Below are 22,336 nucleotides of genomic sequence, written 5' to 3'. Positions count from 1 at the left end.
CACTCCCTCATGCAGACAGAACCGCAGCCTTCTTCCGAGCAGGCGTCGCTGGTGGGGGCGGAGTACGAGGTCGAGGTCGGCCCGGTCGCGCACGGTGGCCACTGTGTGGCCCGTACCGACGAGGGCCAGGTGCTGTTCGTACGGCACGCGCTGCCCGGCGAGAAGGTCCGGGTCCGCGTGACCGAGGGTGAGGCCGACTCCCGCTTCCTGCGCGCCGACGCGGTGGAGATCCTCGACGCGTCCAAGGACCGGGTGGAGGCGCCGTGTCCGTACGCCGGCCCGGGCAGGTGCGGAGGCTGCGACTGGCAGCACGCCAAGCCGGGCGCCCAGCGGCGGCTCAAGGGCGAGGTCATCACCGAACAGCTCCAGCGGCTCGCGGGCCTGACGCCCGAGGAGGCCGGCTGGGACGGGACCGTCATGCCCGCGCCGGGCGACAAACTGCCGGCGGGCGAGGTGCCCGCGTGGCGCTCCCGTGTGCAGTACGCGGTGGACGAGGACGGCCGCGCGGGCCTGCGCAAGCACCGCTCGCACGACATCGAGCCGGTCGACCACTGCATGATCGCCACGGAGGCCGTGAGCGAACTGGGCGTGGAGAAGCGCACCTGGCCGCAGATCGCCACGGTCGAGGCGATCGGCGCGTCGGGCTCCGGCGACCGCCAGGTCGTCCTCGCCCCGCGTCCCGGCGGCCGGCTGCCGCTGGTCGAACTGGACAAGCCCGTCTCGGTCCTGCGGGTGGAGGAGCACGACGGGGGAGTGCACCGTGTGCACGGGCGCGCCTTCGTCCGCGAGCGGGCCGACGGCCGTACGTACCGCGTCGGCATGGGCGGCTTCTGGCAGGTGCACCCCGAGGCGCCGCAGGTGCTGGTGGAGGCCGTGATGCAGGGCCTGATGCCGAGGAAGGGCGACACGGCGCTGGACCTGTACTGCGGGGTGGGCCTGTTCGCGGGCGCCATCGCGGAACGGGTCGGCGAGACCGGCGCGGTCCTCGGCATCGAGTCGGGCAAGCGGGCGGTGGAGGACGCGCGCCACAACCTCAAGGACCTCCCGCGGGTCCGCATCGAACAGGGCAAGGTCGACCAGGTCCTGCCGCGCACGCACATCACGGAGACGAACCTGATCGTCCTGGACCCCCCGCGCGCGGGTGCCGGCAAACAGGTCGTCAAACACCTCGCCACCCTGGGCGCCCGCCGCATCGCCTACGTGGCCTGCGACCCGGCAGCCCTGGCCCGAGACCTGGCCTACTTCCGCGAGGCAGGCTACAAACCCCGCAAACTCCGCGCCTTCGACCTCTTCCCGATGACGCACCACGTGGAGTGCGTGGCGATCCTGGAGCCCATCGCAAAGCCCCGCTGACCTGAGGCTTTAATTCGGCGCGGTGTCGCTTGCGCGGGAGAACCGTTCTCGCGGTGCAGTAAGGCACTGGTGGTGCCGTGCGTTGAGCAGGCTGACACTTCTGTGGGCCTTCGCCGGCCTCTACGGTTGTGGGAGTCGGCCCGGCGTGGGCCGCCATGATTCTGGGGGATGTATGAGCATCGATCTTGCCGGCCCGTCCGTCGGTTCCGCCGCCGTGGCGCGGGGACGAAGCCGTGCGACGTGGAGGAAGAGGGCGGGCGTCGCGGCCTCGGCGCTTCTCTTCGCGGCGGGAGGCATGCTGGCCACCGCTTCACCGGCGGCGGCCGACGGTCCGTGTCCCGCGAACCGGCTGTGCATCTACGACCAGCCCAACTTCAGCGGCAACCGGATCCTCAGCGCCAGCACCAACGCTTGTTTCCTCATGCGGAGCTTCGACTTCGGGACCATTGTGTCGTACGACAACAATCTGCCGGTCGACGCGAGGGTCTGGACCGCGGTCTCGGAGGGGCCGTATCTCAACGCCCGCACGCTGCCGGCAGGTGGGTTCAGCAGCAACGTCAGCCAAATCGGCTTGGGCGTCTATCTGTTCGACGAGGTGTGCATGGGGAACGCACGTCCGTGAACCCTTACGGCGCCGACGGGCGCCGTATATCCCGGAACATTTGACGTGCCATAGGGCCTGGCTCTCCTGCCGGAAGCCTTTGCACTGGGGGTGCCCCGGCCCAGGGGTGGGGGTGGGCCGGGGCGTTGGGGGTGGGGGTTAGTTGTCTGTGTCCGTGGAGGGGATGAAGGCTCCTGGGACGGTGTTGGGGGTGTAGATCTTCTTTTCGCCCGGGTAGGGCTTGGACCAGTTGTAGCGCTCGTAGTAGGTGAGGTGGTTCATCTGCTCCGGGTTCGCGAAGTCGGCTGTCGCCTGGGTGCCGGTCGTGTGTTGGTGCGACTTCCACGTGTTCCACGTCGATGCCGTCGACTTCATGCTCGCCGGTACCTTCGAGGCCGGTACGGTCTCCGCCTTCGGATCCTGCGGGGCGGGGGTGTCGAGGCCGCAGGAGGGCGCGGTCGCGAGGCCGTCGGTCAGGGACGTCCGGTTGGTGACGGCGTTGAACGGGGTGAGGTCGGGCTTCTTCGTGAAGGCACCGGTCATCGGGGTGGCCGCGGTGTCCTTCTGGTTCATCGGGTGCATCCCGAGGATCTGCTCGATGGTGCGGATCATCGTGATCTGCGAGTAGTAGTGGCTGTCGACGCCGCCGCGCTGCGCGTAAGGGCTGATGATCTGGACGGGGGCGCGGTGGCCGTCGACGTGGTCGAGGCCGGCCTGGGAGTCGTCCTCGACGACGAAGATCGCGGAGTCCTTCCAGTACTTGCTGTGGGAGATCTCGTCGACCATCTTGCCGACCGCGAGGTCGTTGTCCGCGACCTGGGCGGCCGGGCCCGCGGGGCCTCCCGTGTGGTCGCTGGAGAGCCAGAACATGTTCAGGTTGGCGGGACCGTTCTTCTCGAAGTCCTGCTTCCAGATCTGCTCCCGGTACTGGTCGGGAATGCTGGTGTCGAACTTCGGGAAGCCGGGCACCGACACGTCGTTCAGCGAGGGGATCGGCGAGGACGAGGTCAGCTGGTACGCCGTACCGGCTCCGGTCGCCTGCATGTTCTTGCTGTCGCAGTACAGGTTCTGCCAGCTGGCGCCGGACGGCTTGGTCAGGAACTGCTGGAACTCGCCGAAGTCACGGACGGACTTGCCGGCCGCCTGGGCTCCGGTCCAGAGGAACCCGCTCTTCTGGTGGCCGAGCGCGTCGTCCTCGGTGTCGTAGGAGCGCAGGTACTCGCCGGCCGACGACTCGGTGTACTCGGGATTGTCGGCCTGCATCAGCCAGTTGTGGCCCTCGGCCGAGTTGGTGCCGATGTCGTACGTGTTGTCGTACAGGCCGAACTGCGAGGCCAGCGCGTGCTGGTTCGGTGTCACGTTCTCGCCGAAGTCCGCGAGGGCCGCGTCGCCGTTGCCCTGGGGCATGTCGCCGAAGAGCTGGTCGTACGTCCGGTTCTCCTTGACGATCAGGAAGACGTGCTTGATCGTCGAAGGGTCACCGATCTTCTTCGGGACCGGTACGGCCTTGGCCTTGCTCTTCGCCTTCGCCGCCTGCGCCGCGTTCTTGGTCCAGCCGTTCTGCTGGAAGACCTTGTCCGTCTGGGCCTTGATGGCCTTGTCGGAGGGCAGCGTGAAGTGCGTCAGGCTGGACGTGGTGTCGTGGGTGCCGTGCTGGTCGCTGTCGGTGGTCCGGCGGGCGTCGATCCCCCGGGTGTTGGAGACGACCACTTCACCGCCGGCCGTGGTGACCTCGGCCGGGAAGTAGTCCGTGGGGAGCAGACCCACGTAACTGACCGGTTCCTGGGCGCTGGTGAACCGGTAGACGGCGACCGCGTTCGCGCGGCCCAGCGTCACGAGGAGGTGGCCGTCGTCGGTGAGGGTCACCGCGTTGGGCTCGTACCCCACGGTCGCCTCCGCCCACGGCTGGGTGGAGATGGTCTGGACGACCTTGTTGTTCTTGGGGTTGATGACGGAGACGGTGTTGTCGGCGGTGTTCGTGACGAACACCGCCTTCTTCGTCCCGTAGACCGCGGTGGGGTGCAGGCCGACCTCGACGCTCGTGGCGGCGGCCTGCGGCTTGGCCAGGTCGATGACGCTGACGGTGCCGGTGGTGGTGGCGCCGGTCACCGGGTTCGCCGGCACCTGGGTGCCGTACGAGTTGATGGTGGTCTCGCCGGGCCGGGCCGCGCGGCCGCCCTCGTTGCTGACGTAGAGCTTGTTACCCACCTGGACCATGCCGCGCGGGGCGTTGCCGGTCTCCCAGCTCCGCTGGACGGCCCCGGTCGACGCGTTGATGGCGACGACCCGGTTCTGACCGTTGACCGCCGCGTACACGGTGGAGCTGTCGGCAGAGAACACCGCCGCGGCCACCAGCGCGTGCTTGGTCCCGTCCGCCGGGATCGAGATGGTGGTCGGGTTGGACAGGCTGCCGTCCGCGTTGACGGTGAACTTGGTGTATCCGTCGGTACGGCCCAGCCACAGCTGCTTGCCGTCGGGGGAGTAGGCGGGGGCCTCCTGGCCGACGTCCCCGCCGCTGATCCTCAGATCGGCGGTCGCGCCGCTGCCCACGACCTGCTGGACCTTCCAGGTCTTCAGGTCGATGATGTTCAGCACCGCGCCGCCGTCGGTGACCGAGGCCGCCATGTGGGTGCCGTCCGGGCTGACGGACGACGACATGATCTTGCCGTCGCTCACGAGCGCCCGCTTGCCGTACGGCGCCAGGTACTGGTCGCTCGAGATGACCTGGCCCTTGGCGGTGGTCTGGCCGACCCGCTGCGTACCGAACTGGTCCGTCTGCGCGAAAGCGGTGCCCGCCGCGGCGACGGCGAGCACCGTGATGCCCGCGGTCATGAGGGGGACGCGGCGTTTGAGGCCTCTGTTGGCGAAGGAGGACAGGCCCTCCCGGTCGTGCCTGCGTCGTGTTACCTGCATGAGGCTTATCCCTTCGTGGTTCCGAGCAGATCGACATTGCCGTCGAACTGCCAGAGCGGGTTGGGTTCGTCGCCGATCGGAGTACGGACCAGGAAGTAGCCGTTGACTTCCTTCGGACCGTCACCGTCGGCGACGAAGCGCCCGTCGGGAGTGATGTCGAGTTGGTAGACGGCCGTGCCCGTGGCCTTGACGTCGGGGAGGTGCCAGGAGACGACACAGCGCCAGTCGTTGCCCGCGCCCTCGGCGTCGTCCGCGACGTCGCCCTTGGTGCAGGCGGCCGAGGACCTCAACTGCGCCTCGTTCACGGCGGGTCGGTGCAGCTCGTCGGTCTGCTGGCGGTAGAGGTGGGCGAAGGCGACGGCCAGCGAGTGCTCCACCTTGGCCTGCTGGATCCCCGAGTGGGAGATCGGCGCGGCGATCGCGATCCCCCCGATCGTCACCGCGAGCAGTCCGGCCAGTGGGAGGGCCCCGGCGGTCAGGGCGCGGCGGGGGGAGCCGCCGTCCGCGAGGCTGGTGAAGTCGCGCCGCAGGAAGAGCAGATAGGCCAGTACGGTCGCGACGAGGGCCCACACCAGGCTCACCACGATGCCGATGAGCAGCGGTCCGAGCTGCTCGGGACCGGTGAACAGCCCCTTCCAGCCGATGAAGGCATAGCCCGGCAGCGCCAGGCGCACGGAGACGGGGAGGGGCAGCATCTGGGCGAGCTGCATGGCCAGCGCCACGAGCGCGGGGAGCAGGAGCCCCATGGGGGAGCGGCCGAGCGTGACCGACCCGAGCAGGCCGATGCCCGCGAGGGCCAGGGTCGGGGCGAGCACGCAGGCCCAGGCGAGAAGGACCCGGCCCGCCGCGTCGCCCGGGGACAGCAGGCTTCCGTCCAGACCGACCAGGGGCTGGTTGCCGACAGCGGTCAGTCCGCCGACGACGCTGGAGCCGACCAGCCCCGCCACGAGCAGCACGATGACCGTGAGGCTCGCCAGCGCCTTGGCCGCGAAGATCCGCCGCGGCGAGCGGATCGCCACGAGCAGGTGGCGCCAGGTACCGAGGCGGTCCTCCGCGGCGAACACGTCGCCGGCCGCCAGCGAGGTCAGCAGGGGAAGCGCCCACTGCCCGGAGAAGCCGAGGACGACCAGCGGTCCGGCCCAGCCGGTGGCGTGCATCCACCGGCCGAAGAGGGTGTCGACGGGCAGGGAGCCCTGCTGGCTCACCGCCGCCACGAAGAGCGCCGGGGCGATCCAACAGGCCAGGACCACCAGCCGGATCCGCCACTGCGAGACCAGTTTGACGAGCTCGAAGCGATAGACACGGGCGACGGGGACGGGTACGGAGATGGGTACGGGTACGGGGCGCGTGCCGAGCGCGGCGTCCTGTCCGGGGGCGGTGGTCGCGGTCATCGGTCGGCCTCCTGCGGCTCGGTAAGGGCGAGGAACGCCGCCTCCAGCGGCGAGACGACCGGGGCGAGTTCGCGCAGCGCGACCCCCGACCGCACCAGGCCGGACACGAGTTCGTCGAGGGCCGGAACGAGGGCTCGTACGACGAGCACGTCGGCATCGTGGCGCGGCGCGGCGCCTTCGATGATCCGGATCCCCCGGGTCCCGGCGGCCGTCGTGCGGGTCGTTCCCGGGTCCGAGGTACGAAGCCGGTAGTCCAGTTCCCGGCTCTCGGGGGCCAGTTGGCTGAGCGGTCCGGAGAAGACGACGCGTCCGGTGGCGAGGATGGTGACCTCGGAGCAGAGCGCTTCGAGGTCGTCCATGCGGTGGCTGGAGAGGACGACGCCGGTCCCCTCCGCCGCGAGCCGGGTGAGGACGCCGTGGACGTGCTTCTTGCCGGCCGGGTCGAGGCCGTTGGACGGTTCGTCCAGCACGAGCAGGCGGGGCTTCGTCAGCAGCGCGGCGGCGAGACCGAGGCGCTGGCGCATGCCGAGGGAGAAGCCGCGGGCCCGGTCGTCGGCGACATCGGTGAGCCCGACCTCGGCGAGTACGTCGTCGATCGCCGCGGCCCGCTTGCCGTGGCCGTGCAGGGCCGCCAGGGCGGCCAGGTTCTGCCTGGCGGTGAGCGAGGGGTACAGACCCGGCCCGTCGACGAAGCCCGCCACGCCCTCGGGAGCGGTGAGACTCCGTCCCACCGGCGCTCCGAGTACGTCGAGTTCACCGCTGTCGGCGACGGCCAAGCCCAGCAGGAGACCGAGCAGCGTGGTCTTGCCGGCGCCGTTCGGCCCGACCAGGCCGTGGATCTGTCCCCGCGCCACCTCCAGGTCGACGCGGTCGAGAGCGATGACGTCGCCGAACGACTTGGCGATGGCGCGCGCCCGGATTACGGAGAAACTGTCCATGTCTCCCTCCCTCTTGAGCCCTTAGGACCCTAGATGTGATGTACACCTAAATAAGGGGCGGCAAGTTGAACGATCACGGAACAGGAGGGGGTCGCGGGCAGGTCGCGACGGATAGTGGTCGGATAACCTGACACTTGCCGCATAACGAGGCGAATGGATGTCTGTTCCTTCGTACGGCACCCTGACCACCGCGCACCGAGAGACGAGACCGATCGCATGGACCACGACGCACTCACCGGCACCGTCGCCACCACCTGGTCGGCCGACGTGCTGCCCAGCCTCTCCGCACTGATCGGGATCCCGGCGCTGTCCCCGGCCTACGACGGCGCCTGGCAGGAGCACGGCCACCTCCTCACGGCCGTCCGACACTTCCGCGACTGGCTGACCGCACGCGCCCTTCCCGGCACGCGCTGCGACGTGGTGGAACTGCCCGGCCGCTCGCCGGTCCTGGTGGTCGACACCCCGGCGACCCCGGGCGCCAGCGCGGGCGGAACCGTCCTGCTCTACGGCCACCTCGACAAGCAGCCGCCCGTCAGCGACTGGTCCGAGGGGCTCGGGCCGTGGCAGCCCGTGCTGCGCGACGGGCGCCTCTACGGCCGCGGTTCGGTCGACGACGGGTACGCCGGCTACGCCGCGACGACGGCACTGGAGGCGGTGCGCGCCGCCGGGGGCGCACACACCCGGAGCGTCCTGCTGCTGGAGACGGGCGAGGAGTCCGGCAGCCCCGACCTTCCCGCCTACCTCGATCACCTCGCCGAGCGGCTCCACGACGTGTCCCTGGTGATCTCCCTGGACGCCGGCGGCGGTGACTACGCGCGCATGTGGCTGACCTCCAGCCTGCGCGGCGCCGTGCAGGCGACCGTCACCGTACGGGTCCTGGACACGGCGATGCACTCCGGCCTGGTGAGCGGGATCGTGCCGAGTTCGTTCCGCATCATGCGCCGGCTCCTGGACCGCGTCGAGGACCCGGTGACCGGCGAGGTGCTCGTACCGGCGATGCGGGTCCCGATCCCGCCGGAACGTGTGGCGGACGCCCGGGCGCTCGCCGCGCTGGAGCCGGGCGTGCTGCCCGAGCGCTACCCGCTCGTCGCGGGCATGCGGCACGCCTCGGACGACGACGTCGAACTGATCCTCAACAGCACGTGGCGCCCCACCCTGTCGGTCACCGGCGCCGCGGGCCTCCCGGACCCCGCGGTGGCCGGCGCCGTGCTGCGGGCCTCCACGTCCCTGAGGCTGAGTTTCCGCCTTCCCCCCACGGCCGACCCCGAGGCCGCGCGAGCGGAGCTGGCGGAGATCCTCACCACCGACGTCCCCTACGGCGCCCAGGTCGAGGTGGGCGACTTCATGACCATCAGCGGCTGGCACGCCCCGACACCCGCCCCCTGGCTGGCCACGGCTCTGGACCACGCGGGTGAGCGGGTGTTCGGCGCGGCGCCGCGGAGCATGGGCCTCGGTGGGGGGATCCCGTTCATGGAGATGCTCGGCCGGCGCTATCCGCGGGCGCAGTTCGTGGTGACGGGCGCGGTGGGCGCCGACTCGAACATGCACGTCGCCGACGAGTGGCTCAACATCAGGTTCGCGGAGCAGATCACCGCGTCCGTCGCGTACCTGCTCGACGCGCACGCGCGCCGCTCCTGAGGAGGGACGGGGCGGGGCGTTCGTACGAGCATTGCCCGGTTCGGGTGGGGCATGGTTTCGTCGATGGAATCGAGCGAACGAGGTGCGTTCTTGCTGACGGACTTACGGAAGTGGCACGGCCCGGTCTTCGGTGGTGGGGCGCTCTGCGTTCTGGTGAACAGGGAGGGGCTGGGTCCGTTGTGGTACGCCGGGGTGGGCCTCCTGGTGGTCGCCGGGCTCATGCGGTGGAGTCTGTGGCGGGATCAGCGTCCGCCCGGCGGGTTGGTGCCGGTTCCGGTCGGGGTGCCGGTCGCCGGGCGGTGGCGGGCCGTCAACGGGCCCGGCACCAAGGTGCCCAGTCATACGCACAGCCATGCGCAGACCTACGCCATCGACCTGACCTTCCCTCCCGGCGAGGAGTCCGCGCCCGGGGTTCGTCGGCTCTGGTCGCTCGGCGGCCGTCCGGACCGTTATCCCGCCTTCGGCCGTCCCGTGCTGGCACCCGGTGACGGGGTGGTGGTCGCCGTCGCCGGGCGTCAGCGGGATCACTTCGGTCGTGACTCACTGCCGGGCCTGGCCTACCTCTTCCTGGAGGGGTTCGTACGGAGCTTGGGCCGGCCCCGGCATCTGTGGGGCAACTTCGTCATTCTCGAACTGGGCGAGGGTGTGTACGCGGGCTTCGCCCATCTGAGGCGTGGCTCCCTCCGTGTCGCCGTGGGCGAACGGGTCGCCGCCGGGCAGCAGTTGGCCGAGTGCGGCAACTCCGGCAACTCCTCCGAGCCGCACCTGCACTTCCAGCTCATGAGCGGCCCCGACCCCGAGACCGCCCACGGCCTGCCCTTCGCGTGGCGCTACCGCGACGACCGCGGGGCCGAACACCACGGAGTGCCCGAGGACACCGTGCACTTCACGTCGGCCGGAACCTCCGCCGGACACTGAGCCGGGGTCAGCGGCGGGGAGCCAGCCTCAGGTTGCCCTGGGTCACCGCGCGCATGCGGTCACCGGCGAGCAGGTCGTGCGGGAAGCCGAGGTCGATCGCGCCGGCCGCGTCCAGGCGCGCCTGCTGGTCGGGTGTGAACTCGACCTCCAACGCGCCCAGGTTGTCCTCCAGTTGGGCGACCGTCCGGGCGCCGACGAGCGAGGACGTCACGTCCGGGTTCCGCAGGGTCCAGGCCAACCCGACCTGGGCCGTCGAGCGGCCCAGCTCCGCGGCGACCTCCTTCACCACTTCGGCGATGTCCAGGCCGCGTGCGGTGAGGCCCCCGGTGGCGAGGGTGAAGTCCTTGCGGGTGCCGTCGGCGGCGGCCCGGGTGGTGGTCAGGTCGTCGCGGGTGTACTTGCCGGTGAGCACGCCGCCGGCCAGCGGCGAGTACGGCACCACGCCCAATCCCATCTCGCGTGCCATCGGCATCAGGTCGCGCTCCCCGGAACGCTCGATCAGGTTGTACTCGATCTGGAGGGCCACCAGCGGCGACCAGCCGCGCAGGTCGGCGATCGCCTGCATGCGCGACACCTGCCAGGCCGGGGCGTTGGAGATCGCCACGTACAGGACCTTGCCCTGCCGGACCAGGTCGTCCATGCCGCGCAGGATCTCTTCGACCGGGGTCGTGAAGTCCCACACGTGCAGGTAGAGGACATCGATGTAGTCCGTGTCCAGCTGCCGCAGACTGGCCTCCACCGACGCGAACAGGCTCTTGCGGTGGGAGCCACCGGAGTTCGGGTCGCCCGGCCGGCGCTGCGTGGTGTACTTCGTCGCCAGCACCAGGCGTTCGCGGTGGTCGCGGGTGAACTCGCCCAGCAGGCGTTCGGAGCTGCCGTTGGTGTACGTGTTGGCGGTGTCGACGAAGTTGCCGCCGCGCTCGACGTACAGGTCGAACAGCTTGCGTGCCTCGTCCCGCCCGGCGCCCCAGCCCCACTCGGTGCCGAAGGTCGCCGCGCCCAGCGCCAGCGGGGAGACCCGCAGTCCGGAGCGGCCGAGCAGCCGGTAGGTGTCGAGAGTGAGCGACATGGTGTCCTCCTGCGTAGATGCGGGTGCGGGTGCATGTGATCCGTTGCCGGGGATCAGCCTGCGACGGGCGCGGGGCGGGGGTAAGGGAAGGACGTTCCTGGGAACAGCGGTCCTCCCCAGCCTGTTGGAGCCGGTGTGACGACCCGGACCGTGAACACGACACAGGAACTGGCCGCGTTCCTGCGGACCCGGCGGGAACGCCTGGACCCGGACGACTTCGACCTGCCGTCGCGGCAGCAGGCCCGGCGGACCCCGGGACTGCGCCGCGAGGAGGTCGCCGAACGGGCCGGGGTCAGCGTCGACTACCTCGTGCGGCTCGAACAGGCCCGGGGACCGAGGCCCTCGGCGAACGTGGTGGAGGCGTTGGCCGGGGCGCTGCGCCTGATCCCCGAGGAACGCGCCTACCTCTTCGACCTGGCCGGGCAGCGCCCCCGTACGGCCGGCGAACCCGCGACCGCCGCGGCGCCGCCGCTGGCCCGGCTGGTGGCCGATCTGTCGCCGCTGCCGGCCGTGTTGATGAACCACCGCTACGACATCCTGGCCTGGAACGCCGAAATGGCCCGGCTCTTCCTGGACTTCGACACCCTGCCGCCGTCGCGGCGCAACGCGATGTGGTTGTGCCTGGTGCACCCGGGGATGAGCGCGTTCTACGTCGATCGTGAACGGGTCGTACGGGAGGGAGTCGCGCACCTGCGCGCGGCGTGGGCGGCGCACCCGGAGGACCGGGCGCTGATCGACCTCATCGCCGAATGCGCCTCCCACAACGAGGAGTTCGCGCGCCTGTGGGAGGAGCGGGACGTGACGGTCCACGGCCGGGGGGACAAGGTGCTGCGGCATCCTCGCGCCGGTGTGATCGCCGTGCACTTCGAGGTGCTCGTACCGCTCCAGGATCCCGGCCAGCGGTTGATGATCTGCCGTGCGGCGGACGACGGGAGCCGGTCGGCGCTGGACCGGTTGTGCGCGGGGTGAAGTGGCGGGAGGGCTGCGGAAGTTGGGCGGCAGCCGCGCTCTCACGCTCCCGCGCGTGACAAAGCCCGCGACGGCGGCCGTTGTCCTCGGGATACTGGGCGCCCATGGATGAGGTCGAAGTGGTCGTCGCCCACTCCGAGCGCGCGACGCTGCGCGTCGGCGACGTGTTCCTGAAGGTCGACGCCGATCAGGCGCGCATCGACGCCGAGGTCGAGGCGATGGGCCTGGTGCCGGTCCCGACCCCGCGGGTGCTGTGGCGCGAGCCGCCCGTGCTCGCGATCGCCGCGGTCCCGGGGACGGCGCTCGGCCGCCTCGGCGAACCGTCGCCCGCGTCACCGGCGGCGTGGGCCGCGGCGGGCGCCGCCGTACGGAAGCTGCACGACGCTCCGTTGCCGCCCCGGCCCGGCGCGGCCGGCCGGGACCCCGGCGCGGCCGGCCGGGACCCCGGCGCGCTCGCGGCCGAACTCGACGCCGAGTGCGAGCTGCTCGTGACGACCGGCGTCCTGCCCGCCGACCTCGTCGCCCGCAACCGCCGGGTGGCCCAGGCCGCGTTCCGGCCCTGGACGCCTGCCTTCACCCACGGCGACCTCCAGATCACCCACGTCTTCACCGAGGACGACGAGGTCACCGGCATCATCGACTGGTCCGAGGCGGGCCGGGGCGATCCCCTGTACGACCTCGCCACCCTCACCCTCGGGCACGAGGAACGCCTCGGTGATCTTGTTACGGGCTACGGCACCGAGGGCGGCGTCGACCTCGATCTCGACGTGATCCGCGCCTGGTGGTCCTTGCGGAGCCTGCTGGTGGTGCGCTGGCTGGCCGGGCACGGCTTCGACCCGTTCGCGCCCGGCTGCGAGGTCGACGTGCTGAGATCCCGGATGTGAGGATGGCGTCGACCGCCTCAACACCTCAGTACGGGAAGCGACTTGATACTTCGTACCGGAAGAACGCGGACGGCGTCCGTGCTCCTGGCACTACCGGGCGGCCGCCGAGCGGGACGGTTGGGAGCCGTCGCGGGGCACGCGGCGGTCGGCGAAGGACGTGCGGCCGGCGAGCCTCTGCTTCACCCGTGCGGGGGCCGACAAGGTCGGCGGGGCCGGTGACACCGCGACGCTGGACGTCTACTTCCTGACCGCGGAGATCCTGGCCGCCGAGGACAGCGCGGCAGGGCCCGAGTTCCGCTCGGGCGCGGGCTACCGGGTGTCCGTCACGGCCGCCGCCGATGGTTCCGGCACCGACGGTTGCTCGGACTGAGCGCGCCACGCGGACGCACCCGCCGGCCGTGATCCGGCGGGGCGGGCGTCATTACGGCGCCTCCGTGCCGGGCCTGTCGACGTCGACCGGGCTGCCCGTGCCCGCCTCCACCTGTGCGTCCGGGCAGTGGTCGAGCCGTACCGAAAGGGCTCCCGCGGTGGTGGTGTTGTCCGTCACGACCAGGTGGTCGACGCTGGTCGCGTCCACGAGCCAGTTGCCGGAGTCCGGGCCGGGCCGGGGGTTGTCGTTCGGCCACGACGCGCAGTTCGTGACCTCGTTGCCGACCACGCGGATGTCGCGGTGCACGGCCGCGCCCGCCGCCGGGAAGTGCGGGGGGCTGATCAGCACCGCCGGGCCGCCGAGATCCTCGAACCGGTTGCGGCGGACGGTGCAGTCGGCCACCGGCCCCGACTCCCAGTAGCTGCCCGCCTCGCAGGTGATCAGGACGCCGGCCATGCCGAGACCGGAGAACACGCAGTCCTCGATCAGGACCGGCTTGCGCGTCGACACGAGGACCCCGCGCGTCGGCAGGTTGGCGAAGGTCGAGCGCCGCACCGTCACGGACGGCGTGCGGGTGATGTTCTCCACGGCCAGCTCACCCGGCCCCGAGGCGGCGACGGCGTCGGGCAGCGGACGCGCGCACCGCACGCGCATCCGCGTCAGGTCGTGGGCGTGGTCCCGCCCGCTCGGCCCGTCGACGCCCAGCACCTCCACGTCGGTCGCGACGACGGCGCCGTCCCCGACCCGTACGATCTCGCATCGCTCGCCGGCCGCGAACTGCGGGAAACCGGCGGTCTCCGGGTGCGGATAGCTCAGCTCCAGTTCGTCGCCGTCCACCCGGTCGACCCGCAGGTAGAGCCCGTGCACGTTGATCGCGTCGTCGTGCGCGCCGTCGAACCGGCAGTCCTCCACCACCACCCGGCCGCTCAGGCCGGACGCCTGCACGAAGTCCGCGAAACCGGCCGTGGTCCGCCCCGTCCCCTCCCGCGTGGCGAAGACGCAGTCCTGCACGAGGAGATCGCCGCCGCTCTGCGCCAGCAGCCCGAATCCGTGCAGGTAGCCGAAGCGCACGCCGCGGAACCGGGCGTACTCGCTCTCCAGGACGAACGCGCCCGGGTGGTCGCGGTCGGTGTGCCGCAGCTGGTAGACGAGCCCCTGGTCGTCGGGTACGGGGGCGTCGGCCCGGTACTCGACGCGCAGGCCGTCGGGCGTCGCGGTGATCCGTTCCACGTGCTCGAAGAGCGGGCAGTCCGTCCGCCAGGTGCGGTTCGCGCGCGGGTCGAACACCTGGCAGTAGTCGAGCTTCCCCTCACCCGTCCACGCCGGATCGCCGCCGGCCGGGTCGGCCTCGCCCACCCAGGTCACCGTCCGGCCGTGCGGACGGACATCCGTACCCGGCGGCACCGAGAGCAGGCGGTACGGTCCGGCGTCGGCGACCCCGGTCTCCCGCACGGTCACCTCGACCACGGTCGGCTGCACCATGTCCACGGCGAAGTCGTGCAGTTCGGCCCGGCCGCAGTCGACCACCGCGATCGACGTCTGACGGCCGTGGTACTCGAACAGCGCGCCACCGCCGTCGATCTCGACGTCGTCGAACCCCTCCAGCAGGATCCCGATCGCCTTCTCGCGGTAGCGGGGATCGGCGCCCACGGTGTTCGAGACGTACAGCTCACGGCGTACCGCCGACGACGCCCGGAAGGCGTACGTCCCGGGCGCGAAGCGGAGCGTCACGGGGCCGCCCGCCCGGTGCGCCGCGGCGATCGCGTCCTGTACGGCGGGCGCGGAGTCGCGCGCGCCCGTGGGGTCCGCGCCGTGGGCGGTCACCTCGATGAGGTGGCGGGGCGGCGCGGGGGTGGTCGGTACGGTCATGAGCGGGTCGTTCTCCCTACGAGTTGCCGACCGTCCAGGGTGACGGCTCCGTGTGTCAGGTCGATGGTGGTACGGCGGCCGTGCGCGACGACCGTGACCGGTCTCCGTGCCCGTTCGCCGCGCGGGGTGAGGGTCGCGGAGACGAGCGCGGGACGGCCGTGCTCGTCGGCGTCCCACACGAGGTCGACGCCCACCCCGGGGCGGGCGACCAGCCCCCGTACCGATCCGCGCGCCCAGGCCGCGGGCACGGCCGGCAGCAGCTCGATGCGGCCCGCGTGACTCTGGAGGAGCGCCTCCGCGATGCCGGCGACGTACCCGAGATTGCCGTCGATCTGGAACGGGGGGTGCGCGGCGAACAGGTTGGGGTACAGGCCCGCGCGCTGCCCGACCTGGTCGGCGGGAGCGGGGCGGAGCATCAGCCGGACGAGTCGCTCGACGTGGTCCGGCTGCCTCAGGCGGGCGCGCAGCGCGATGCGCCAGGCGAGGGACCAGCCGGTCGACTCGTCGCCGCGCGCGTCGATCGAGGCGGCGGCGTTCGGGTGGAGGTCCGGGGGGAGGCCGGGCCCGGGGAAGAGGGGCCAGAGGTGGCTGAGGTGCCGGTGGTACGGCTCTGCGGGCACCGGGTCGTCGCGCCACTCGGCGATCAGGCCGTCGCGCCCCGCCGAGGGGCCGGGGACCAGCGCCCGCGCGCGGCGCACGCGGGCGAGCAGCTCGTCCGTACCCTCGCCGTCTCCGCCGCTGTCGCCGGTCGCGAACTCCGTGACGGCGTCGAACAGGGCGGTGGCGAGGGCGAGATCCATCGCGGACGACCGGCCCACCGCACTGGCGCCGCCGCCCGGGGTGACGAAGTGGTTCTCCGGTGACGTGGACGGGCTCGTACCGAGCGTGCCGTCGTCGGAGGGGACGAGCTGATGCAGGACGAACTCGGCGGCGCCGCGCAACAACGGCCTGACCCGGTCGCGCAGTTCGGGGTGGCCGAACCGCACCAGGTCGGCCAGCTCCAGCGACAGCCAGGCGCCGGCCATCGGCCAGAACGCCCAGGCCGGGTCGGCGTCCCCCGTGCCGACGGGCGGTGTGTAGGCCCACGCGTCGGTGTTGTGGTGGGCGACCCAGCCGGGCGACGCGTACAGCTCGCGGGCGGTGGCGGCGCCCGTGACGGCGAGCGCCTCGACGAGGTCGAGCAGCGGGGCGGCGCATTCGGCGAGGTCGGTGACCCCGGCCGCCCAGTAGTTCATCTCGGTGTTGATGTTCAGGGTGTAGCCCGAACTCCACGGCGCGCGCAGTTCGGTGTTCCACAACCCCTGGAGGGTGGCGGGCAGGCCGCCGGGCCGCGAGCTCGCGAGCAGCAGGTACCGGCCGTAGTGGAACAACAGCACCGCCAAACCGGGGTCGTCGGCGAGCACGTCGCCCTCGACGGCCGCCGTCACCCGGCGCCACGTGGCGACGGACCGGCTGTCGTCGTTCGCCTCCCGGCCGCCGGGCCCGGCCACCTCGCCCGGGCCGCCCCCGATCCGCAGCGCGACGCGGTCGTACCGCGCCGCGTGATCCGCGCGGTGGCGGGCGCGCAGCTCCGGGACGCCCCTGCGGAATGCCGAGGCGGCCGCCTCCGCCGCCGCGTCCAGTGCCTCGTCCGTACGGGGCGGCCGCGCGATCCCGTCGAAGGTCGTGGCCGTCGCGACGACGAGGTCCACCCGGGTCGCCGACCGCACGACCGGCGCGCCCGTGCCGGGGGAGGAGGCGAGGGTCCCGTTGTGGCCGATCCGCGCGTGGACGGCGCCCCGCAGGGCGTCGCCGGGTGCGTCGGACCAGACGACGGGGTGGTCCGGTTCGTGCGGCGGCGGTACGTCGGACGGCATCCGGAAGCGCAGCTCCGTCGAGTCGTCCGCCGACTCCCGGCGAAGGAAGCCGAGTGGGGTGGTCAGCTCGACACCCACGTCCAGGGGCGCGTCCGCCTCGACCGACACGACGAGCACCGCGTCGGGCGCGGAGACGAACACCCGCCGGCGCACCCCGACACCGCCGACGCGGAAGTGCGTCTCGACCTCCGCGTGCCGCAGGTCCAGCACGCGCCGGTACGGGTCGTCCGTACTCCCGTGGGACGGGGCGTCCGCGCTCTCGTGGGACGGGCCGTCCGCGCTCCCGTCGTGCCGGGACGCTGCCCCTCCGGACGGCGCCGCCAGGGTGAGGACGACGTCCGCGAAGGGGAGGTAGGACTGCGCCCACCCCGACTGCACGTGCTGGACCTCCCGGGTCGCCGCGTCGTACGCGCCCTGTTCCAGGTGGCGGCGTGCCCGCCGTACCGCCTCCGGTGCGTCGGCGGGCGGCCGGGGGGCACTCGCCGGCCCGCCCGACCACGCCGTGCCGTCGTTGAGCGAGATCCGCTCCCGCGCGGTGCCGCCGTGGACGAGGGCGCCCAGGCGTCCGTTGCCCAGCGGCGCGGCCTCCAGCCAGCTCCGCGCGGGGGCGTCGAAGACCAGCCGGTGAAGGTCGCCGTCGACGGGGGTCGTGTCCATCATCCTGCGTGTCACCTTGGTCTTCGCTCGACGGATCCCACTGCTGCCCGGCGGATCTCACCTCCGCCGGGCGGGTGTCACTTCTGCGCGATGGTCTGCTTGCTCTTCTCCTGGAGCTGCGCGAACACGCTGTCGCCGACCTGGTGCTCCCAGTACTGCTGGAAGGTCGGGACGATCGCCGTCTGGAGTCCCGCGCCGTTGGAGTAGTTGGCGCCGGCGCTCAGACCGCTCTTCAGGTAGTTGCTGAAGGCGGAGATGTCCATGCCCTTGTCCGCCACCTGCTTGGCCGTCGTGTCGAACACCGCCGGGATGCCGGAGAAGAAGGCCGGGTTGGCCTGCGCGGCCGCCTTCTGGCAGGCGTCGGAGGTCATGTAGGTCAGCCACTTGTAGGCGCCGTCCTTGTTCTTCGACCCCTGCCACATGAATTCGAGGTCGCCGCCGCCCTGGATGAGGCGGTTGCCGGTCTTGCTGTCCTTGACCAGGGGCGCGACGCCGACCTTGACCTTCGAGTTGCCGGCGAAGGTGGCCACGTCCCACGATCCCTGGATCATCATGGCGATCTTGCCGCTGGTGAGCTGGTCCTCGACGCTCGTGTTCGCGCCGAACTCGCCGATCTTCGGGGCGTACCCGTCGTCGGAGAGGGAGCGCAGGTACTTCATCGTCTGGCTGAAGCGGGGGTCCGAGTACGGGATCTGCGTCGGGTACGGGAACTGGTCGCCGGCCTGCCAGCCGAGGGCGCCCGCGAAGGAGCTGAACGTCTGCGAGCCGTTGGGGTCCTGCGGGGCCATGAGCTGGAAGCCGTACGTCGCGACGTGCTTGGCGTCGAAGCCGGGCTGGTTGCCGTGCTTGCCCTTCTCGTCGACGGTGAGCGCCTTGACGACCTTGCCGAAGGTGCCGCCGTCGGTGGGGTTCCAGGTCAGGTCCTGGAGCTGCGCCTCGGTGACACCGGCCTTGGCCAGCAGGTCCTTGTTGTAGTAGATGCCGGTGGCGTTCCAGTCGACCGTCAGGCCGTACGTCTTGCCGTCGGCGCCCGTGACCGGGTCGATGCCCTTGGCGAAGTTGTTCTGGTAGCCGTTCTGCTTCAGCATCGGGCCGATCTCGGCTATCTGGTGCTGCGCGATGTACGTCGGGTAGTACTGGCCCGAGGCCTGGAAGACGTCCGGCGCGTTGCCCGCGACGAAGTTGGCGGTCAGCTTCGTGAAGTAGTCCGGCACGTTGTAGCGGGAGATCTTGACCGTGTACTTGGGGTTGGCCTTCTCGAAGCCGGAGACGCAGGCACCCATGGCGGTCACCATGTTCGGGTCCCAGTTCCAGTAGTTGATGACGGTCTTGCCGTCGGCCGTCTTCGTTGTTCCGCCGCTGCTGGACGAACAACCCGTGAGAGCCGTGGCGCCGGCCAGGGCGACCGCGACCAGAGCGGTGAGCGACTTGCGCTTCATTCCAGTACTCCTCGTTGAGTTGGATGTGCCGGGAGCGTGAAGAGGACGTACCGGCAAGGGGGAGAGGGGCTCCGCCGCTGTCAGCGGATGCCCGTGAAACCGATGGAGTTGACGATGCGCCGACCGAAGATCACGAACACGAGGAGCATCGGCAGGGCGGCGACGAGCGTCGCGGCCATGAGTCCGCCCCAGTCGGGTGCCACGGTCGGGGCGTTCTGCTGGAACGAGGCGAGCCCCACGGTGAGCGGCTCGGTGCTCTTGTCGTTCGTGACGAGCAGCGGCCAGAAGTACTCGTTCCAGGTGTTGATGAAGGTCAGGATCGTCAGGGTGGTGATCGGACCCATGGTCATCGGGATGGTGACGGAGAACAGGGACCTGATCGGCCCCGCCCCGTCGATCCGTGCCGCCTCGTCGATCTCGCTCGGCAGGCCGAGCATGAACTGCCGTAGGAAGAAGATGTTGAACGCCGAGAACAGGGCGCCCGGCAGGATCAGTCCGGGGAAGGTGTTGAGGAGGCCGAGGTCCTTGATGAGGACGAAGTTCGGCAGCATGCTCATGATGCCGGGGACCATCAGCGCCACGAGGAACAGGGAGAAGATCAGGTTGCGGCCCCGCCAGTGGAGGCGCGAGAACGCGTAGGCCGCGGTGGTCGAGCAGAAGATGACGGCCACGGTCATGAGCGACGCGTACAGCGTGGAGTTGCGCAGGTAGAGCAGCAGATCGCCCGAGTCGAGCGCGCTCAGTGTGCCCGTGGCGTTGCCGTGGACCAGCCCGAGGACACGTCCGAAGCCGTTGAGCGTGAGGCCGACCGGCGCCAGCGACTGGGGGTCGCGCGACAGGGCGTCGTTGGACGACAGCGCGGTGCGCAGGATCCAGTAGAACGGGAAGATCGTGACGGCCAGGATGACGCCGACGTAGATCCACGCGGCGGCGCGCCCGATCGGCGGCCGCGACGGCCGGGTCGAGGCGCGCGGCTTTCCCGCGACTCGCTGGGTTGAGGAGAGTAGTGACACCGGGCTGTCCTCAGTTCGTGTCGGACTCGTTGGCGCGGGACACCCGCAGCTGGATGAAGGTGATGGCGGTGAGCATCGCGAACAGGGCGAGCGACATCGCCGACGCGTAGCCGAAGTTGTACTGGCTGAACGCCGTGTCGTAGATGTACATCTGGAGCACGTTGCTGGCGTTGGCGGGGCCGCCCTTGGTGGCCACCTGCACGATGTCGAACACCTGGATGGAGCTGATGACCGTCAGGATCACGACCATGGCCAGGATCGGCCGCAGCAACGGCACCGTGATGTGGCGGAACATCCTGACCTCGGACGCTCCGTCCAGGCGGGCGGCCTCGTAGATCTCGCCCGGGATGGTCTGGAGGCCGGCGAAGATCAGGACCGCGTTGTAGCCCATCGACTTCCAGACGCTGATCATCGCGACGGAGGGGATCGCGAGCGCGCTCGACCCGAGGAACTCGACGCGCTGTCCGGTCACCGCCTTGATCGCGACGTTCACGATGCCCAACTGCGGGTCGAGCATCCAGGACCAGATGACCGCCGCGACCACCCCGGAGATGAGGAAGGGGAGGATGACCAGGCCGCGGATGACCGTCGAGCGGGTCAGCCGGTGGAGGATGACCGCGGTGAGCAGCGAGACCAGGATGCCGATCGTGACGCTGAGGACGACGAAGTACAGCGTCGCCCTCAGCGAGTGCCAGAACACCGGGTCGTGGATCATCTGGCGGAAGTTGGCCAGTCCGGTCCACTCGGCGGGGGAGAGGATGTGGTACGTCGTGAAGCTGAAATAGGTGCCCCGCACCGTCGGGTAGACGGCGAAGACGAGGAACCCGATCAGTGCCGGCGCGATGAGGAGCCAGGCCGCCGTGGCGTGTCCCCGGTGGGCCGATTGCCGTCGGCGGGACTTCGGCCCGCTCGCCGGGACCCGTGTGGGGCTCAGTGTTGACACGGCTCCTCCCTTCGGTATTTTCAACAGAGTCATTAGTTAATCGGACAGTAGGGGTAGGTTTTAGGCCCGTCAAGATCCCTGCACGTAGGAAAGTTTCATGAGGCACCGTCAGCGGTCGACGCGCGGACGGACAGGTCGCGGCGGGTGGTCAAGGGGACCGTCCCGTGCGGAGCGAGGGGGAAAAGCGCAGATGAGCGGTACCGGGGTCAACCTTGGCGCGCTGGCCGAATTCAACGTGGCCGTGGTCCTCGACGCGATCCGGCGCCATCCGTCGGGCGTGACCCGGACCGGGATCTCCGCGCTCACGGCTCTCAGCGGCATGACGGTTTCGAACGTCTGCCGAAGATTGGTCGAGGCCGGGCTCGTGATCGAGGAGGCCGCGCCGGCCAGGGGCCGCGGCAAGCCGCCGAAGATCCTCACGCTGAACCGGAACGGTGGCTTCGCGGTCGGCGTGCACATCGACCCCGCCGTGATCACCTACGCGCTGATCGACCTGTCCGGGCGGGTGCGCGAACGCATCCGTACGGCGACCCCCACGGTCCAGGACGCGGAGGGCGTGGTACGGGAGATGGCGGCGATGCTCGACGCCCTCCTGCTCACCGCGGAGATCGACCGCGGGAGGGTCCTCGGTCTCGGCGTCGCCTCACCGGGACCCATCGATCCGCAGACCGGCGTGGTGCTCAACCCGCCGATGCTGCCCGGCTGGCACCGGGTGGAACTGAGATCGGCGCTCCATCTCGCCACCGGGCTGCCGGTGCTCATCGAGAAGGACGCCACGGCCGCCGTCGTGTCGGAACTGTGGTTCAGCGAGCCGGGCGAACGCCGCAACTTCGCCTTCCTGTACTACGGAACGGGCTTCGCGACCGGCGTCGCCCTCGGCGGCGCCGCCGTGCGCGGGGTGAGTTCCAACGCCGGTGACACCGCGCACATCCCGGTCGACCCGACGGGGCTGATGTGCGACTGCGGCCGGCGCGGCTGCGTCGGTGTGGTGACGGCCCCGCGCACGCTCGTCGCGGAGGCGGTACGCGCCGGCGTCCTGACGGAGCGTCAGGCGGGTGACACCACGGACTCGCTCCAAGTGGGCTCCGCCTTCGGCCTCCTGGCGGACGCGGCCGACGCGGGCGTTCCGGCGGCCGTGGAGATCCTCACCGTCGCCTCGCAGCAGATCGCCCGGGCCCTGGTGGTGGTCGTCAACCTGCTCGACGTCGGAGAGGTCGTGTTCGGCGGCCCCTTCTGGTCCCGGATCGCGCCCGTCGCGCGGACCGTCCTGCCCGAGGCGGTGCGCACCGACCCCGGGCTCGTGGTGCCCCACGGCATCCGCTTCAGCGAATCGTCGATACCCGGCGACGTGGCCGCCGTGGGCGCCGCCACCCTCGTCCTGGACAACGCCTTCTCGCCGCGCCCGGAGGCGCTGCGGATCGGCACCACGGGCGAGAGTGCGGGGCGCTTCTCCGTACCCTTCTCGACTCCCTGACCGGCGGGCCGCGCCCGCCCGGGGCCCGCTCGACGCCGATG

At 71.0% G+C, this 22,336-nt stretch carries 17 protein-coding genes; 8 read left to right on the top strand and 9 right to left on the bottom strand.

What is annotated here, in order from left to right:
- Positions 1–9: 9 nt before the first annotated feature.
- Both HA039_RS07820 and HA039_RS07815 read left to right on the top strand, forming a co-directional pair.
- Positions 10–1,353, top strand: coding sequence for a class I SAM-dependent RNA methyltransferase (locus HA039_RS07820; RefSeq protein ID WP_167025807.1), 1,344 nt, complete (start codon positions 10–12; stop codon positions 1,351–1,353).
- 172 nt (positions 1,354–1,525) lie between these two features.
- On the top strand, positions 1,526–1,975 hold the full coding sequence (locus HA039_RS07815; protein ID WP_167025804.1) for a peptidase inhibitor family I36 protein: 450 nt from the start codon (positions 1,526–1,528) through the stop codon (positions 1,973–1,975).
- 138 nt (positions 1,976–2,113) lie between these two features.
- Here the strand turns inward: HA039_RS07815 and HA039_RS07810 are convergent, their stop codons facing one another.
- From HA039_RS07810 to HA039_RS07800, 3 genes are read right to left on the bottom strand one after another with little or no spacing between them, the layout of a single operon-like run.
- Positions 2,114–4,867 carry a bifunctional YncE family protein/alkaline phosphatase family protein gene (locus HA039_RS07810; protein ID WP_167025801.1) on the bottom strand — a complete coding sequence of 918 codons (2,754 nt, stop codon included), beginning with the start codon at positions 4,865–4,867 and terminating at the stop codon, positions 2,114–2,116.
- 5 nt (positions 4,868–4,872) lie between these two features.
- Positions 4,873–6,258 carry an ABC transporter permease gene (locus HA039_RS07805; protein ID WP_243869277.1) on the bottom strand — a complete coding sequence of 462 codons (1,386 nt, stop codon included), beginning with the start codon at positions 6,256–6,258 and terminating at the stop codon, positions 4,873–4,875.
- Complete coding sequence (locus HA039_RS07800) at positions 6,255–7,196, bottom strand: ABC transporter ATP-binding protein (RefSeq protein WP_167025798.1); 942 nt, start codon at positions 7,194–7,196, stop codon at positions 6,255–6,257. The genes HA039_RS07805 and HA039_RS07800 overlap by 4 nt, the downstream gene beginning before the upstream one ends.
- A 216-nt stretch (positions 7,197–7,412) precedes the next feature.
- Here HA039_RS07800 and HA039_RS07795 point away from each other — a divergent pair, with 216 nt between their 5' ends.
- Together HA039_RS07795 and HA039_RS07790 are read left to right on the top strand one after the other, a co-directional pair.
- Positions 7,413–8,834 carry a M20/M25/M40 family metallo-hydrolase gene (locus HA039_RS07795; RefSeq protein ID WP_167025795.1) on the top strand — a complete coding sequence of 474 codons (1,422 nt, stop codon included), beginning with the start codon at positions 7,413–7,415 and terminating at the stop codon, positions 8,832–8,834.
- Between the two features lie 90 nt (positions 8,835–8,924).
- Positions 8,925–9,752, top strand: a complete 828-nt coding sequence (locus HA039_RS07790) for a M23 family metallopeptidase (protein WP_208298564.1) — start codon at positions 8,925–8,927, stop codon at positions 9,750–9,752.
- Between the two features lie 7 nt (positions 9,753–9,759).
- Here HA039_RS07790 and HA039_RS07785 read toward each other — a convergent pair whose 3' ends face one another.
- Positions 9,760–10,821 carry an aldo/keto reductase gene (locus tag HA039_RS07785; protein WP_167025789.1) on the bottom strand — a complete coding sequence of 354 codons (1,062 nt, stop codon included), beginning with the start codon at positions 10,819–10,821 and terminating at the stop codon, positions 9,760–9,762.
- A gap of 150 nt (positions 10,822–10,971) precedes the next feature.
- Between HA039_RS07785 and HA039_RS07780 the strand changes: the two genes are divergently transcribed.
- The 3 genes from HA039_RS07780 to HA039_RS07770 all read left to right on the top strand — a co-directional run bounded on the left by HA039_RS07780 (position 10,972) and on the right by HA039_RS07770 (position 13,044).
- Positions 10,972–11,790, top strand: a complete 819-nt coding sequence (locus HA039_RS07780; RefSeq protein WP_243869275.1) for a helix-turn-helix transcriptional regulator — start codon at positions 10,972–10,974, stop codon at positions 11,788–11,790.
- 104 nt (positions 11,791–11,894) lie between these two features.
- On the top strand, positions 11,895–12,674 hold the full coding sequence (locus HA039_RS07775) for a phosphotransferase family protein (RefSeq protein ID WP_167025783.1): 780 nt from the start codon (positions 11,895–11,897) through the stop codon (positions 12,672–12,674).
- 157 nt (positions 12,675–12,831) lie between these two features.
- Entirely contained in the window at positions 12,832–13,044 is a 213-nt protein-coding gene (locus HA039_RS07770) for a hypothetical protein (protein WP_167025780.1), read from the top strand.
- A 51-nt stretch (positions 13,045–13,095) separates the two neighbouring features.
- Here the strand turns inward: HA039_RS07770 and HA039_RS07765 are convergent, their stop codons facing one another.
- The 5 genes from HA039_RS07765 to HA039_RS07745 form a co-directional block, all read right to left on the bottom strand.
- Positions 13,096–14,913, bottom strand: coding sequence for a right-handed parallel beta-helix repeat-containing protein (locus tag HA039_RS07765; protein WP_167025777.1), 1,818 nt, complete (start codon positions 14,911–14,913; stop codon positions 13,096–13,098).
- Positions 14,910–17,429: a glycosyl hydrolase family 95 catalytic domain-containing protein gene (locus tag HA039_RS34355; protein WP_167025774.1), complete on the bottom strand. Its 2,520-nt coding sequence runs from the start codon at positions 17,427–17,429 to the stop codon at positions 14,910–14,912. Before HA039_RS34355 ends, HA039_RS07765 begins: the two co-directional genes overlap by 4 nt.
- A 74-nt stretch (positions 17,430–17,503) precedes the next feature.
- Positions 17,504–18,865, bottom strand: a complete 1,362-nt coding sequence (locus HA039_RS07755; RefSeq protein WP_167025771.1) for an ABC transporter substrate-binding protein — start codon at positions 18,863–18,865, stop codon at positions 17,504–17,506.
- 80 nt (positions 18,866–18,945) lie between these two features.
- Complete coding sequence (locus HA039_RS07750; protein ID WP_208298563.1) at positions 18,946–19,878, bottom strand: carbohydrate ABC transporter permease; 933 nt, start codon at positions 19,876–19,878, stop codon at positions 18,946–18,948.
- A 10-nt stretch (positions 19,879–19,888) separates the two neighbouring features.
- Positions 19,889–20,854, bottom strand: coding sequence for a carbohydrate ABC transporter permease (locus HA039_RS07745; RefSeq protein WP_167025768.1), 966 nt, complete (start codon positions 20,852–20,854; stop codon positions 19,889–19,891).
- A gap of 157 nt (positions 20,855–21,011) precedes the next feature.
- On the opposite strand from HA039_RS07745, the gene HA039_RS07740 reads away from it, so the two are divergent.
- Positions 21,012–22,295 carry an ROK family transcriptional regulator gene (locus HA039_RS07740; RefSeq protein WP_167025765.1) on the top strand — a complete coding sequence of 428 codons (1,284 nt, stop codon included), beginning with the start codon at positions 21,012–21,014 and terminating at the stop codon, positions 22,293–22,295.
- Positions 22,296–22,336: the final 41 nt, after the last annotated feature.

Origin of the sequence: Streptomyces liangshanensis, assembly GCF_011694815.1 — a bacterium.
GTDB lineage: Bacteria > Actinomycetota > Actinomycetes > Streptomycetales > Streptomycetaceae > Streptomyces > Streptomyces liangshanensis.
Note: the sequence above shows the minus strand (reverse complement) of the source record. Positions and strands in the feature narration are given on the sequence as shown.